Consider the following 16,383-nt stretch of genomic DNA (forward strand, 5'->3'; position numbering starts at 1 on the left):
TTACAAATTAACCGATAATCCTATAAGAAAGTTTCTCCCTGGAGATGGATAATATGTTTTTTCAATTGGAAAGCCTCCCAAAACGCCATATTCTGAATATCTTTTATTAAATAAGTTGTTTATGTCTAAAAATGCTCTTATATTTTTATTTTTATATGTTATTTTTGTATTAAAAACTAAATAACCTTTCTGCTTATCAAAACTGTTTGAAAAATCACTGATGAAAGGACGACTGCCAATATAGATGCAATCAAGATAGAAGCTGAATTCTTTAGTAATATCAGATTTTAATCCAAAAGATGCTTTATGTTTTGGAACATTTGGGATATTTTTACCTTCATATTGTCCACCTTTTATTTTTGCATTAATATAAGAGTAGTTAGTAAATACTGTGAGCCAGCTAAAAATTTTTGCATTTAAAGAAATCTCTATACCATCTCTTTTTGTTTTTCCATCAAGATTTTCATTGTTATAAGTGACAGGATTTAAGAATATTTCATCATAGGTGTAAATTCTGAAGAAGTTAATATTAGAGTATATATTGTCATTAAAGTAATATCTCAAGCCCATTTCGTAGTCATAAGATTTTTGAGGGTTTAATTTTGTATTGACAGTATTGGTATAGAAACTGTAAAGTTCATCTAAAAGAGGATACCTAAAGCTTTTTGTAAAGCTGATATAGGCGTAAGATTCTTTATAAAATTTATAGTTTACACCTACAGTATAGATATCTTCTTGCATAGATACAGTTTCAGTATTTGAAGGATAAAAGTAAAAATCTGCTCTATCATGTCTATATCCCGCAGAAATAGATATATTATCTAAAACATTTAATTCATCATATATATAGTAACCATAATTTTTCTTTCTTAGCTTATATTCACTGGTAAATAGAAAACCAAAAAATACTCCATTATTAATGATTTTATTAGTTGTCTTTTGATAATCAAAGCCTGCTGTTAAAGAGTTTTTCCCCCAGTAAAACTTTTGTTTAAAAATAAACTGAGGAAGAATTCCAAAAGTTTTCATCTCACTATCACCTAAAAAATCTCCCCAATCACCTGAAGCAAAAGATATCCATGCTCTTTTTCTGTAAGAAAGGTCAATTTTAAATATATTGTCTCCCAGAAAATAAATCTCTGGAGTTAACTTTAAATAGTAATCTTCTGTTTCTGAAAAATCATTTGGATGAGTTGACTCTTTCCTTGAAATACCAGCAGAAATATCACTTTCCTTTAATGCACCTGGAAGACCTGTGTTATCCTTGTGATATCCACTATTAAATTTTATATTGATATTACCGTTAATAGAGTAATTTAATTTTAAGCCGAAATCTTTAGATTCTATATCGCTGTTTCTTCGGTATCCATTGGAATTTAAATAACTACCTGAAAGATAAAGAGAAAAGGCATTTAACTCCGCAGTTGCGTATGCATACTGCTTGAATGTCTCGTAACCACCAGCTGAAATTGTTATTCCTGCATTAAGTTTTTCTGTTTTTTTTGTTATAATGTTTATAACTCCACCAGTTGCATTATCTCCGTATAAAACACTTCCCGCTGAACTTCTTATTATCTCTATTTTTTCTACTCGCTCTAAAGGAATTAATAACCAGTCCGTTCCACTAAGGTCTGGTTGATTAATTTTCATTCCATCAATAAGAACGAGTAAGTTGGAAGGAGAGGTTTCTCCAAAGCCTCGAATATCTATATTGTAAGATCTTTTATTTCCTGTAATATCACTTACATGGATACCAAATTTTTTTAAGATATCAGGGATTGTTTGGGCAGTTGAATTTTTAATATCTTCTTCTGATATTACTGTGATGAATGAGGGAATTTTGGAAATTTCTTCATCATATCTCGTTGCTGTAACTATAATATCTTCGAACTGATTTTCTGATGCATAAACTGATTGAAAGGAAAATAAAAAAATTAAAGATAGTAAAACTATAAACATAAAGTTCACCCTCCCGCGAGGAAATTGGAAGCTCAAAGAGCCTCCAGCTGGACAGGTCTTCCGGCTTAGGGCTAATGCACCTACTTGCCCGCCTTCCCATCATGGTATTACCCATGACAGTGGCTTAATGGGCTTTCGTTCCCAACACGGCTGCGGGGCAGCGGAGGATTCTCACCTCACTTCCCTTGAATCCAGCCAAAAAAGTATATAAAAAATTTATATATCAAGTCAAATATTTTTGATTTTAAAGTTTAAGGATTTTCATACTAATTGAAATTACTGTTGAAAAGTCAATAAAATTTTGATAAAATTGGAAAAATTTTTAATGTCGAAGATGTTTTAAAAATTGATATATACGGAGAGTAAGGCAATGAGAACAAAATTTTTATATTTATTTCTAATGTTTATTTTAGTTTTTCCTTCTTTTTTAGATGCCCAGATGAAAACAACAACACCTCCGACAATAAAATCGGTAGATATAGGAAAAACATATTGGTGTGCTGAGATAGAAGATATTTTATTTTCTAAAGAACCTGATCAGGGACAAAAATTATCTGTTGGAGTCAGGATCAGATTTACACAGAAAAAAACAATTCCCGGAATTCAATACCAAAAAATATATGATTGTGCATTTGAAGGACCATCAGGCTTGGCTGTCAAATCATGGTCAAAAACTATGTCTTTGAGGCTTATTGGAATCAAATATTCTGAAAATGAGACTAATCTTTTAGAGTATTACGGACCAACCCCAGCTTTTCCTGTCTATCATTATAGTGGATTTCCAGTTATTGGATTTGTAGTAACTGAAAAAGATTTACAAAAAGGATATATTGATGTGTGGGGATGGGTTTCAAAAGAGCCTCTACAGTGTAGGGATTCTGCAATTTATGCATCTTTTTCTATCTACAATAATCAACACTATAAACAACAGAATGAATGTCATCCACATCCTGATTTCAAAAAGAGTTTTCATCCTAAATGCCTTGAAGTATCGAAGATTCCTGAAGGTATATTAAAAAAGGGTAGGGTTCTGCGAATACCTCAAGAAAAATTTTTAATGGAAAAACTTCCTCCGATAAAATTTATTGGTTTTCAGCCTGATGAATTCGCCAGATTTGTCACAAAAGATAAAGATGGTAAAGAAGTGATTATTTTAAAGGAAAAGACAATATGGTTTAATGACAAGCCTTTAATTACAAGAAAAACTAAAACAGTAGATTTTCAAAAATTTTTGAAGGAAGTAAATGAGATAGAAGAGGGTCTGAACAAATTAGGTTACAGTCTGAGAGATAACAAACCTATAAAAATCAAATATATATATCCAAGAGAACATTTTAAACTGCAAAAGGAAATGATATCAAAGGATTTTTTAAAGAAAGTTACAATTCCCTTACCTTCTCAGGTTACTTGTGAGGGTTATTCAGAGGGTAAATCAGAATTATCTGGTAGACCAAAGGACTCTGTACCCTTTAACTGGGAATGGAAATGTGATGAATCCTTTGGTAATGAAGACTTTGGGGTGAAACTTGTTTCATTCTTAAATATTTCGGGACAACAAAATGATTTAAATATTAATCCTTTTTTCCGTGCTAATATAATGCTTTTTGGTGAAAAAATTGAAGATATTTTAAAAATTGATAAAATAGATAGAACCAAAATTAAAGTAACCTATTTAACTTTAACACCTTTTCCAGAATGGAAAAATGTAGAATACAATTTAAATCAGTTTTATGAAAAAGAACTTTTTAAGAGAAATATTGGATGGAATACAGAGTTTGAATTTCCAGTTGGTCCCATTAACATAAAAGGAGAAATAGGTTTTAAAGGAATAGCAAAGATTGATGCTTATGGTCTTCTTAATTTGAGCCCACCAGAGACTAAAATTGGAATCACTCCATTTGTTGAACTAAAAACATACGGAGAATTGGGAGCAAGTTATGAAATAGTTTCAGCTGGTATCGGCGGAGAAATTATTCTCATTAGGGATATCTTAGATTTAAGTGCTGAATTAAAGTTTATGCAATCATCAAAAGCAGAAAACTACTCATATTTTTTGTTTTCTGTTAATGGGACAAATGATATGACACTTCTATCAGGAAATTTATATGTATGGGGAGAAATTGATTATCTAATAGGCTCAAAAAAATTTGAGATAGAGTTTTATAGTTTTGATGGATTAAGAATTCCAAGCTCTGCAATGTTCAATAAAATTATAAACAAAAAAATTTATGCAGAAAAAGACCATAGATTATGGCTAAAAATTGATAAAATTTATGGAATTACTCCATATGCTCCAAAAAATGAAAAATTATATATTGAACCTGTAGATTATTATCTTAGCGTGAATATTGACGGACAAAGCTATACAAAATTACTAAAAGATTATAATAGAGACGGAATTTGGGGTAATGCAATAGGTGAATATGAAGATCAAATTTTTGAAATTCCTCTTTTATCCTATAAGAAAATACCAATAAGTATTGAAGTATTACAAAGGTATAAGATCGGAACACTTGAATTTAAAAATACTCTTGATTTTGCAAAGGGAATATGGGAAAAGGTTGAATTATGTTATGATCCTGCAACAAGAACTTTTATTGGAACTAAATCAGGAAGTGAAGATGAAGAAATCACATCTATAGGAGATACAAGCTATTGGGGTGAGCGAAATCATGGAATTAAATTTAAACTAAATCAATCTTATTTTAAACCCGCTCCAAGTAAAGCAAAATAGAGAAAAAACAAAAATAGAAAACTATATGATTTTTTAGTATATTTACGTTAATCATTCCAGTTTTTACCAGGTTTTCCCCAGTCATAATTATCATATTTACCTATTGGATAATCGTAGGTTGATTCATAGGCAAGAAATTCTTCATCACCATTAATATTTTTAAAATCTTCATCATCACCCCAGTAAGTTTGAAACTTCGCAGGATCAAAACCCATAGCAGATTCTAATCTATCTGGTACACCATCACCATCTTTGTCTTCCTGTGATATCTTCTGTGGAGTTTTTCCTCTCCACCATGTATGGTAATGGTTAAAATGAGTAAATTCATGCATGATTATAACTGCAAAAGTATCAATGTGAGTATATGTAACGAGTTTTTTCTCTGTAAGAGTTGAGGGAACATTTCTGTTTACAAGAGGAATTGTAATTTTAAAATCTTTATCTGCTTTTTCTGTGAGATTACATACATGTATTGTTTTGAATAGATAATCAGGCTTAAAAATTGCCATTACATGTTCACCTGTGCATAAATCAAATTCTGTTCCTCCAAACTCGATGTTAACATTCTGTCCAAAAGGAATGGCAGATGGAGTTTGTTTCCAGTAATAAAACCAGTTAGGATATTTACCTTCTGGATTGTTTTTTGCATCACGAGGATAAAAAATCATAACCTCTTTTGTATCCTCTAATGTGCAACCATCAATTTTAATGCGGGCTTTAACTTTCTGTCTGCCAAAGGCTTCAACATTAGGTGGTAATCCTTTATACATTACCTCTGCTCTTGGCCCTTTTGGATTAAATGAACCAGAAGAAGGCTGAATAATCCTGTATGAACCTTCCATTTCTGGAATTTCCCACTCTATAAGGTTTTCGTATTTAGTCGGTGTTACTTTTGCTTCAAGTTCTAAAATTAGTCTTCCTGTATCTCCATCATCAGAATATAAATATTTGTTTTTATTAGCAGGTTTTATAATTTCAATTTTTATATTTTTAATATTTTTGCATTCTTCGGGTTCCTCCCTTTTGATTTTAATATAAAGCATCATTGTTGAACCTATCATACATCCTGGTGTAGCCTGAGATTTTTTTCCAATATCTTTTTTAAGAATTAGAGTTCCATTTTTTATCAAATTTTCAAATTCTTTTTTGCTAATTGTCCATTCAGCCCCAAAACATCCTGTCTGTGCTCCTATTTTATTAATACCATCTATGGCGTAGAAAGTGATTTTGGGAGTATTTGCTTCTATTTTCAGATGTCCAATCTCGTCAGATGTAATATTTACAACGCCTGCGTAAAAATTAGGGAAATATTCACCTCTGTCAATCTCATAATTTATAAAATTAGCATAACTTAAACATACTGTAGGTGTACCAGGACTCCATTTGGTGCATGTTCTTCCAGCAAGAGTCTGTAATTTTATATCTGTTGATATCGAATCAATCTCATAATCTTTTTCATTTTCAAATTTTCCTTTTTTAATGTTATAAGTATGAAATACAATAAGATTTCCTGTAAAAGTTTCTTTGATGTTATACAAGATATCAGTCTTTAACTGATTGTTATACCAAATTTCTCTTTCACCACCGTTTACTAATATATATCCTTCAACTGCTATAGCTTCAGCAATTTGTGGATTTTGATTCTCTTGTGGAGAATGCTTATCAAGTAAATATTTTGCATTTTTGTATTGGTTGTTTATTATTTCCCTGCGTCTCTTTATTTCTTTTTCAGGAGTATCTGCTGGTTTTGCAGATATATTCTGCATACCTGTAACCCAGCTTTCTTCTATATTTACTTTGTCAATAATATCAATAACCTCTTTGTATTTCTGCATAATGTCATTAAGGTTTGTATTATCCTGCATTTGCTGTTCTATTTGTCTCAATTTCTGCTCAATATCAGATTGAGATTGGGCAAAGGTTATAAAAAATAAAGAAAAAAAGGATATTGAAAGAATTATTAAAAATTTTTTAATTTTCATGTTCGAGTTTATTTATCTTATTTTTTTGATTTTTCAAGTATACCTGAAAAATTTAAAAACTGCAACCATATATTTTTACCCAAAAATTGCCGATAGAAAAAACCTGATTATGTCATCGTATATTATGGATATGGGGTATAATCTAATAATGAGAGAGAAATGGAAGGACAGACTAAGTGAATTGTCATTGGTCCTTAGAGACCGTTCGGAATGTTTTTGTCTGTCCTTCCGATCTAATGAACCTGGACGGGAACATTAGGGTTAAAACCCTGTATAAAACCCACGATGATAGGTTAAAGGAAGTCCTCTCAAAAAATCAATATCTCTGGAGGGCATATGAATAATTACAAAATTTATTTTGGAGTTGATGTATCCAAAGATTATTTCACAACTACAGTAATTTTTCATGACAAGAGAGAAACCTTTAAGATTGCCTCTAAACCTGAGGAATTTGAAAAAAAGATTAAATCTTACATTAGGAATTTAGAAAAGTCAGAGGTATTAATACTAATGGAACACACAGGGGTATATCATTTACCATTGGCAGAGTATTTAGCTTAGAGAGATTATCCATCTCTATTCAATGAAAAATTTTATTGAAGCCAAGATAAGCAGGGTAAAGATTGTCCTGAGTGAAGTCGAAGGGACAGATAAAGTAGATTCAACCCATATAGCAGAGTATGGGAAGCAATTTTTTGAGGGGAAACTTTTCAACCCTAAGACGACACTTGTCAAGAGAATTGTGTCTGTCCATAAAATTTTTTCACAAACATTTGTTTCAATTCATATAAAGCAGATTTAACCAAAGGAAGCGGTTCTTTCCATTTATTCTTCTCTATCCTGTTTACTGTTACATATATTGCCACCTCCGCTGTCTTTATTGATTGAAAATATCCACCTGTGTTCGCCCTTATGAGCTCTATCCTGCTGTTTATGTTTTCTACTACATTCGTTGTGTAAATGTATTTCCTCACTGCCTCTGGATATTTCTTTTCATAGCCTTTACATAGTTCTTCAAATTTCATTACTGCTTTTTCATAATCTTCAATCCTTTTTATTAAGGTTAATTCTTCATAAAACTGCTTTGCATCCTGTTTAGACATATTTTTCTTAATGTTCCTCTGCATATGAAGAAAACAAAGTTGATGGTCTGTCTGAGGAAAAAGATTTTTTATTGCATGACTTAACCCAGGAAAATCATCTGATACTATAACCATTACTCTTTTAAGTCCCCTCTTTATTAAATCATTCAGTATCTGTAACCAGTCTTCTTTACTTTCTGAGCCAAAATAAATATAATAGGAAACCAGACTTTTTCTCCCCTCCATATCTATTCCCACTATGTTGTATACAACTGCCTTTTTTATCCTGTTTGTCTCTTCATCTTTTATCTGAGTATGATAGGCATCTATAAACAGGGCAAACATATCAGATGGTAATTCTTTTGTCTTTAATTCCTTTGCTTTGTTATATAAATCCTCTTTTATCTCTTCTATCTGCTCTGCTGAATAGGGAAGATTCATTGACTGTAGCAATGCCTTTATTTTATTCGGTGAATAGCTTTGAAGCACTAAATTCAGAATAAATTCCTGAAAACTTTCATCAGCTTTCTTTCAGTCGGAAGGTAGTATTGCAGGACGAAATTCTGATTTCCTGTCTCCGGGAACTGAAATACCTAAATTCCCTAAAAAACTGGCAAGTTGTCTTTCATAATAGCCATTTGCTTTATTGTCTATACTTTCCCTTAAATAGATTTCCCTTTCTTTTTTCATGAGTTCATTTAAAAGTAATGCTGCTATTGTTTTTATACCTTCTCTTGAGTCAATCTTTGAAATTTCATCTAAAACCTTTTCTAAATTCAAATCTCCCATTTTTTCCATTTCCTCCTTTTTTAATTTTCTTTTTTTCATCTTCCTATGTTATCCTATTTGAGCCTTACTTTATCCACTACCCAAACAAGCCATTAATAGACACAATTCTTATTATACTCCCACAATGGGGCAGTCAGCCAACTTCAACATCCTTCATGAGGGAGATGGCATTGCTTGGAATTGAACAGATATTTACCTCCTATGATAATCCCAAAGGAAATGCAGATACAGAAAGGGTAATGCGGACAATCAAAGAAGAACTGATATGGCTTAATGAGTTTGGGAGTTTTGAAGAAGCCAGAGAATGTATAAGGAAGTGGATAATGAATGATTACAATAGGTTTTATGTTCACAGTAGTTTGGGGTATCTATCTCCTGAGGAATTTGAGTTAAAATACTACATTGAGAGGGAAAGAAATGTTGCATAGACCTCTACAAATTGAAACACTAAAAAGTGTCCACAAAATTGGGGTGCAGTACAGAGAATAGCCATATCAATTTGATGTTGGAAGTTTTTAATTTAGTAATTATGTGTGACATTTCTATATTTTAACCACGTAGTACTGTCGAAGGGTTGACAGAGGAGATTGAGAATGTTTATAATTCAATAACTTCAGGCGCGTAGCTCAGTGGGAGAGCGCTTCCTTGACGCGGAAGAGGTCGTGGGTTCGATCCCCTCCGCGCCTATTTTAAAATCAAGGGTTATAAACATGGCAAAATTATAGAAGAGTTTTCCATGTTGGTCTTTGTAAAAAGCTTTCTTCAACATAGTTTTCCATTTCCATAAACATATTAAATGACACAGTAAAGGTAAATAAATTATCTCCTAATTGCTTTCTTATATTTTTTCTGGCTGATATATCAGTAAGCCCAATAACAGCCCTTGGTGGATTAGACCTTGCTTCTTTATATGCAAAAATTCCTATTGTTTGACATCCTGCTGCCCACGGAATTATCACATTGTCAAAAGTTTCTCGCCCATAATTAGCAAGTATTATCAATGCTGAGAGTTGGTGAGGGTTTACAGGAAATACTATAATTTCTGGGTGATCTTTATTGATATCAACCTCTTTAAGAGGTTTTAAAATTACATACTCAAAAGAAACATCGATGATCGGCATTTGTTCAACAAACTTTTTAACCTGTTTTGGTGTCCGTAGATATCTTTCGCCTTCATAAAAATCATCAACAAATTCTTTTGTTGCGAAAGGTTTTATCTGTTCGGTTATTTTTCTTCCCTGTTCCCAATTTTTATTGCCATTAGAAAGAAAATAGTAAAAACATTCGATACTACCTGGGAAATTTAAATAAGCATTCCCAAATCCTAACCCTACTCCCCCTCCCCAACATCCGTAAGTGCTTCTATCAAAAACTGATGTTTTACCTTTTGCCGTATTAGCAAACATCCACATCACACAGCCCCATTTGCCTTCTTTAAATTGCAACGCATTGGTCGGTTTTTCATTTGACCATATTATGGCAACTGGATGAAATTCCATTCCTAAAGCTTTAGCTATTTTACTTTCCATTTAAAATCTCCATTAAAATAGATTTATTTGAATTTATATACTTCACCAATATTCATCTTCAATATTTTGCTTTTAACATTTTGATTCAGAATTTCCTTTTGAAAATCTTCAAAGGTACCTGTCAAAATAGGAAAAGTTCCAAAATGCATGGGAATCACTATTTTTGGATTAATCCATTTTGTGGCAATTGCTGCTCTTTTGGGTCCCATTGTAAATTTATCTCCTATGCATACCATCATTATATCAACCTTATAAAGAGAAGCTATTATTTTCATGTCTTCAAATAAATCCGTATCTCCAGTATGATAAATAATGGGTCCATTTTTAATAGAAATAATAAATCCTCCGGGATTTCCACCGTAGGATAATCCTTTAGGAGTATTTTGAATTTCAAATCCAGAACTATGAACTGCGGGAACAAATAGAACTTTTAATTCACCATCAAGTAATACAATCTCTCCACCAAAATTTCCAGTAGTTTCATATCCGAACTGCGCTTCTGGATATCCTCCATATATGACCATAGCTTTTCCTAAATCATAGGTTGCTACAAGTTTTGCTCCTGTTTTTTTAGCTATATCAACTGAATTACCAATATGATCACCATGAGCATGGGTTAAAAAAATTAAATCTACCTTTGTAAGTTCATCAATGTGTTTTTTGCTTTCCTTATTAAGTGGATTTGTTATCCAAGGGTCAATCAAAAGAATTTTTTCATTAGGAGTTTTAATTTTGAAGGCTGAATGGCCATACCATACAATTTCAGTTGAACCGAAAACTAAAACAGGTATAAAACAGATAATAAAAAATAGTAACAAGACCATTTTTTTCATGTGACTGACCTCCTTAATTTAAAAATTTATAATGCATTTTAAAGAATTTTGAGCTTTAGCTGTAATCTCATAGGCTTTTGCTGTTTCTTCTATTTTAAATCGATGAGTAATGAGAATATTGAAATTTATTTTTCCATTGGATATAAATTCAAGTGCTTTCTTAGTATCATCAGGACCGCAGGAATAACTTGTAGTAATGGTAATATCATTAAAATATATTTCATTAACCGAAAGAGATAAAATTTGCTCAGGTGGGGTAGGTGTAAATATCAATAAAGTACCTCCCTTTGAAAGCAGACTTAAAGATTTTTCAATAATTTTAACATCTCCTGGTCCTACGATAACTGAATGTGCCATTACTCCTTTGGTATATTCCTTTAATTTTTCAAGAATATTTTCTTTGCTTACATCAATAACAAAATCAGCTCCAGATTCAAGTGCTTTTTTTAATCGAAAATCAACCATATCAGCACCAATTACTTTTCCTGCACCAAATTCCTTTGCAAGCATTACATGTATTTGCCCCATAACACCGAGTCCAATTACAAGAATGGTATCACCTTTTTTTATGTTTGCTCTTTTAAGAGATTTTACGACACAAGCAACTGGTTCTACCATTGCTCCTTCTTCAAAAGATACATTGTCAGGAAGCTTGAGGGTGTCATTTTTAAGAATAACTTCAGGTAGTAAAATGTACTCAGCTATTCCACCTGGAAATATTTTTGACTCCTTCCATGTTTGACATTGAACATGGTCTCCTCTTTGACAATAAAAACACTCCATACATGGTGCATGGTGATGAACTGATACTCTGTCACCTTCTTTAAGATTAATTTTTTCTTTTATTTCATCGCCAATTTTAATTATTTCACCCGAAATTTCATGCCCTAATACAAGGGGAGCTTTTTTCTCTATATACCATGGCATAACATCTCCAGAGCATATGCCACAAACTTTGACTTTTACAAGGGCATCTCTTTTACCTATTTGAGGGACTGGAATTTCTTCGATTCTAATGTTATTGAATTTATATAGTTTGGCTACTTTCATTGGTATAATTTTATATAATATGGTCAATAATAAAATCAAGAGTTAATTGACAAAAAAAACATTTTTCTTTTATTTTAGTAAGTGCTTACATGCTGATATAGTAAGGGGGTAAAATGAATATATATAAAATAATTTCATTGGTTTTTTGTTTATTTTTTATTTTTTCCTGTTCAAAATCTCCCAAGCAAAAGCAAATGCCTCCAGTTCCTGTTGTTGTAGCAGAAACGGTTTTAAAGGATGTTCCAGTTCAGATAACAGCCATTGGAAATGTAGAGGCTTACTCCTCAGTTACAATCAAATCAAGAGTTGAAGGTCAGCTTATTAAAGCAAATTTTAAAGAGGGAGATGAAGTAAAAAAGGGACAGCTTCTTTTTGTTATTGATCCAAGACCCTTTGAAGAGGCTGTGAGACAGGCTGAAGCAAATTTATTGAGAGATAAAGCTCAGCTTGATTTTGCAAGGGCTGATCTTGAAAGATATGATGAACTCCTAAAGGAAGAACTTGTATCAAGGCAACAGTATGAAAAAATAAGAACTACCTATGAATCTCTTAAAGCAACAGTAAAAGCGGATCAGGCAATCCTGGATAATGCAAGGTTACAACTCAGTTATTGTTATATTTATTCTCCCATTGATGGTAAAATTGGCTCCCTTCTTGTTCATCCAGGAAATATGATAAAGGCAAATGATACACAGATTGCCGTGATAAATCAAATTGTTCCAATACTTGCTCGTTTTTCAGTTCCAGAACAGGAACTTTTTAGAATTAAAAAGGCTATGTCTCAGGGGTCCCTAAAAACAGAAGTTGTTGTTAAAGGTATTGATTCAAACTATACTGCAGAGGGTAGGGTTGTATTTATTGATAATGCCGTTGATGTAGCAACAGGAACAGTAAAGCTTAAGGCTGAGTTCCCTAATAAAGATAAAATGCTTTGGCCAGGACAGTTTGTTAATGTAGTTTTAACTCTTGGAGTTAAGAAAAATGCTGTGATAATTCCATATAGGGCACTTCAAACAGGGCAAAAGGGTCAATATGTATGGGTTATAAAAGAAGACAAAACTGCTCAAATGAGAGAGGTTACCCCAGGATTAAGATTTGGCGATGAAGTAACAATTGAAAAGGGGCTTTCTCAGGGAGAAATTGTAGTTGTTGATGGACAACTAAAGCTTACACCTAATGCCAAAGTGGAGATTAAAAAGTAAATGAACTTCTCTCAAATTTTCATCCAGCGACCTGTAATGACAACTCTTTTAATGATTGCCATTGTTGTTTTCGGGTTAGTCGGATATCGTTTTCTTCCAATAGCTGAGCTACCAAATGTTGACTTTCCTACAATACTTGTTACTGCAAACCTTCCAGGAGCATCTCCTGAAACAATGGCATCAGCAGTGGCAACCCCCCTTGAAAGAGAGTTTTCAACAATCTCTGGATTAAAATCAATGAATTCTGTTAATGCTAAAGGTGTAACTCAGATAACTCTTGAATTTGACTTAAACAGAGATATAGATGCAGCAGCTCAAGATGTTCAGACAGCAATAGCAAGAGCGGCAAGACAACTACCTTCAAATATGCCAACTCCTCCAACATATAATAAAGTAAACCCTGCTGATATGCCCATTGTTTATTTTGCTATAACTTCTCTTGCAATGCCCCTTTACAAACTTCATGAGTATGCAGACACTCTTTTAGCTCAGAATATCTCAATGGTAAACGGAGTGGCACAGGTTCAGATATTTGGTGCACAAAAGTATGCAGTAAGAGTAAGAATTGACCCTCAGGCAATAGCAAGCAAGGGAATAGGAATTGATGAGGTTGAACAGGCAATTAAAAAGGGTAATGTTGAGCTTCCAACAGGAACTCTTTATGGAAATTATCAAGCCTTTACAATTGAAGCAACGGGTCAACTTTTAAATGCCTCCCATTATAATGAATTGATTGTAAAAAGTAAAGAAGGCTCTCCAGTAAAAATCAAAGACATCGGTGAAGCTATTGACAACGTTGAGAATGATAAATTGGCTGCGTGGTATGGAAGCGGGGAAAAACTTCAAAGAGCAATGGTTGTAGCAGTTTATCGTCAACCGGGAACAAATACAGTTCAGGTAGCGGATGATGTAAAAAAGAAGGTGGATGAACTGAAAAAACAGATGCCAGCAAGTGTTTCTCTTCATCTACTCTATGACCGTTCTCAATCAATAAGAGAATCTGTTAGAGATGTTCAGTTTACCCTTCTTTTTACTGTTTTTCTGGTAGTACTTGTAATTTTTTTATTTTTAAGGAGGCTTTCAGCAACTGTAATTCCCTCTGCTGCCCTTCCAATTTCAATAATTGGAACTTTTGCTGTTATGTATCTTCTTGGATATAGCCTTGATAATCTCTCTCTTATGGCACTTACTCTTTCAATTGGATTTTTAGTTGATGATGCGATAGTTATGCTTGAAAACATCGTAAGGCACATTGAAAGAGGAGAAAAACCCTTTGAGGCAGCTTTAAATGGTTCAAAGGAGATATGGTTTACTATTCTTTCCATGACTCTTTCTCTTGTTGCTGTTTTCATTCCTGTTCTTTTTATGGGTGGAATTGTTGGAAGACTTTTTAAAGAGTTTGCTGTAACAATCTCAGTTGCTATATTAATTTCAGGATTGGTTTCTTTGACGCTCACACCAATGATGTGCAGTAGGTTTTTAAAGGTTGAAGAGAAAAAACATGGTAGACTCTATCTTGCCTTAGAGAAGGGCTTTGAATGGATGATTAATGTATATAAAGTAAGTTTAAGCTGGTCTTTAAAGCATCACAGATTAATCATAATTGGTTCTTTAGCTGTTTTGATTATTACAATCTATATTTTTATTAAAATACCCACAGGTTTTCTGCCAAGTGAAGATAAAAATCAGATTTTTATAATAACAGAAGCCTCAGAAGACATATCCTTTGATGAAATGGTAAGGCATCAGCTTCAATTAGCAGAACTTGTTTTAAAAGAGCCTTCAGTTAAGAGTTTTATGACATCTGTTGGACCAGGTCCAGCCAGCCCTGCTCCAAATAATGCAAGAATGTTTATACATTTACAATCTCGTTCTGAAAGACCTCATGTGGATCAATTAATTGAACAACTAAGACCAAAGCTTAATTCAATTCCGGGACTTAAAGTTTATCCACAAAACCCGCCAACAATCCGAATCGGTGGAACTTTGACAAAGGCTTTATATCAGTTCACTCTATCAGGGAGCGATTTAAAGGAGCTTTATTATTATGCTCAAATCATGGAAGAAAAAATGAAACAGCTTCCATTTATTCAAGATGTTTCATCAAATTTGCAGATAAAAACACCCCAGCTAAATGTAGAAATTGACCGATTGAAAGCTGAATCTCTTGGTGTTACAGCTGAGCAGATAGAAAACGCCCTCTGGGGAGCCTTTGGAAGTAAATGGATTTCCACAATTTATGCTCCAAATAATCAGTATCAGGTCATACTTGAGTTAAAACCTGAGTATCAAAAGGACCCTTCAGCACTTTCAATGCTTTATATTCGATCTTCAAGAGGAGAACTTGTTCCCCTTAATACTGTTGCAACGATAACTCAGAGTTTGGGTCCCCTTACAGTTAATCATACAGGTCAACTTCCATCTGTAACAATTTCGTTCAATCTTAAACCAGGAGTATCTCTTGGTGAAGCTGTAACAGAGATTCAGAAAATTACAAAGTCAACTTTGCCAGATACTATAATGACAGGATTTCAGGGTGCTGCACAGGCATTTAAAGAGTCTTTTCAGGGATTGTGGTTTTTGCTTATTGTAGCAGTTTTTGTTGTCTATTTAGTATTAGGAATTCTTTATGAGAGCTTTATTCATCCTCTTACAATTCTTTCTGCTCTTCCTTTTGCAGGATTTGGAGCTTTGGTGACATTGCTAATTTTTGGAGTCGAATTAAACATTTATTCCTTTGTTGGAATTATCATGTTAATTGGACTTGTGAAGAAAAATGGAATTATGATGATAGACTTTGCCCTTCATGCTCAGAGAAACGAAGGTATGAAGCCACAGGAAGCTATTTACAGCGCTTGTCTTATAAGATTTCGTCCCATTATGATGACAACTGCTGCAGCACTTTTTGGGGCACTACCAATTGCTCTTGGAATTGGTGCAGGTGGAGAAGTTCGTCAGCCCCTTGGACTTGCAGTTGTTGGTGGATTACTTTTCTCGCAGATGCTCACCCTTTTTGTAACCCCTGTATTTTATCTTTATATGGATAAGCTTCAGACATGGTTTTCTAAGAAAAATTAAATAATTTTAGATATTTTTCTATATCATTTGTTGACCAACAGTGGCAAATAAAATTAGAATTGTTAATAAAATATTTTTGAGGTTTACCTTTGAAAAAAAAATTATTAATATTAATAATAATCTTACTTATTATCTCATCTGTTTT

The 16,383-nt window shown here is 33.0% G+C and carries 10 protein-coding genes, 1 tRNA gene, 1 pseudogene and 1 riboswitch; of the genes and pseudogenes, 6 read left to right on the forward strand and 6 right to left on the reverse strand.

All coding sequences use genetic code 11. The features are described from left to right. A complete protein-coding gene (locus QI155_RS08020; protein WP_281321404.1) occupies positions 1-1,959 on the reverse strand; it encodes a TonB-dependent receptor in 1,959 nt (652 codons plus the stop codon). A gap of 32 nt (positions 1,960-1,991) precedes the next feature. After that, a riboswitch (cobalamin riboswitch) is annotated at positions 1,992-2,202 on the reverse strand. Positions 2,203-2,329: 127 nt separating this feature from the next. Between QI155_RS08020 and QI155_RS08025 the strand changes: the two genes are divergently transcribed. Further along, positions 2,330-4,693, forward strand: coding sequence for a hypothetical protein (locus QI155_RS08025; RefSeq protein ID WP_281321405.1), 2,364 nt, complete (start codon positions 2,330-2,332; stop codon positions 4,691-4,693). A 47-nt stretch (positions 4,694-4,740) separates the two neighbouring features. On the opposite strand, the gene QI155_RS08030 is transcribed toward QI155_RS08025, so the two are convergent. Further along, positions 4,741-6,675, reverse strand: coding sequence for a hypothetical protein (locus QI155_RS08030; protein ID WP_068861197.1), 1,935 nt, complete (start codon positions 6,673-6,675; stop codon positions 4,741-4,743). A gap of 336 nt (positions 6,676-7,011) precedes the next feature. Here QI155_RS08030 and QI155_RS08035 point away from each other — a divergent pair, with 336 nt between their 5' ends. Beyond that, positions 7,012-7,236 (forward strand): hypothetical protein, encoded by a 225-nt coding sequence (locus tag QI155_RS08035; protein WP_281321406.1) that lies wholly within the window; start codon positions 7,012-7,014, stop codon positions 7,234-7,236. A gap of 170 nt (positions 7,237-7,406) precedes the next feature. Here the strand turns inward: QI155_RS08035 and QI155_RS08040 are convergent. Continuing rightward, positions 7,407-8,585, reverse strand: a pseudogene (locus tag QI155_RS08040) (IS256 family transposase). 125 nt (positions 8,586-8,710) lie between these two features. Between QI155_RS08040 and QI155_RS08045 the strand changes: the two are divergent. Together QI155_RS08045 and QI155_RS08050 are read left to right on the forward strand one after the other, a co-directional pair. Continuing rightward, positions 8,711-8,974: an integrase core domain-containing protein gene (locus QI155_RS08045; protein ID WP_281321407.1), complete on the forward strand. Its 264-nt coding sequence runs from the start codon at positions 8,711-8,713 to the stop codon at positions 8,972-8,974. A gap of 187 nt (positions 8,975-9,161) precedes the next feature. Next, a tRNA-Val gene (locus tag QI155_RS08050) sits at positions 9,162-9,233 on the forward strand. 32 nt (positions 9,234-9,265) lie between these two features. Here the strand turns inward: QI155_RS08050 and QI155_RS08055 are convergent. The 3 genes from QI155_RS08055 to QI155_RS08065 are packed head-to-tail and all read right to left on the reverse strand — an operon-like array spanning position 9,266 to position 11,958. Continuing rightward, a complete protein-coding gene (locus QI155_RS08055) occupies positions 9,266-10,075 on the reverse strand; it encodes a DUF169 domain-containing protein (protein WP_281321408.1) in 810 nt (269 codons plus the stop codon). 23 nt (positions 10,076-10,098) lie between these two features. Beyond that, complete coding sequence (locus QI155_RS08060; protein ID WP_281321409.1) at positions 10,099-10,908, reverse strand: metal-dependent hydrolase; 810 nt, start codon at positions 10,906-10,908, stop codon at positions 10,099-10,101. Between the two features lie 18 nt (positions 10,909-10,926). After that, a complete protein-coding gene (locus QI155_RS08065) occupies positions 10,927-11,958 on the reverse strand; it encodes a zinc-dependent dehydrogenase (protein WP_068861200.1) in 1,032 nt (343 codons plus the stop codon). Positions 11,959-12,071: 113 nt separating this feature from the next. Between QI155_RS08065 and QI155_RS08070 the strand changes: the two genes are divergently transcribed. Together QI155_RS08070 and QI155_RS08075 are read left to right on the forward strand one after the other, a co-directional pair. Then, positions 12,072-13,160, forward strand: coding sequence for an efflux RND transporter periplasmic adaptor subunit (locus QI155_RS08070; RefSeq protein WP_068861201.1), 1,089 nt, complete (start codon positions 12,072-12,074; stop codon positions 13,158-13,160). Beyond that, the gene (locus QI155_RS08075; protein ID WP_068861202.1) at positions 13,161-16,238 is read left to right on the forward strand and encodes an efflux RND transporter permease subunit; all 3,078 of its coding nucleotides are present in this window, start codon (positions 13,161-13,163) and stop codon (positions 16,236-16,238) included. It begins immediately after the preceding gene. The last annotated feature ends 145 nt before the right edge of the window (positions 16,239-16,383 follow it).

The organism is Thermodesulfovibrio sp. 1176 (genome assembly GCF_029946585.1).
Taxonomy (GTDB): Bacteria; Nitrospirota; Thermodesulfovibrionia; order Thermodesulfovibrionales; family Thermodesulfovibrionaceae; genus Thermodesulfovibrio.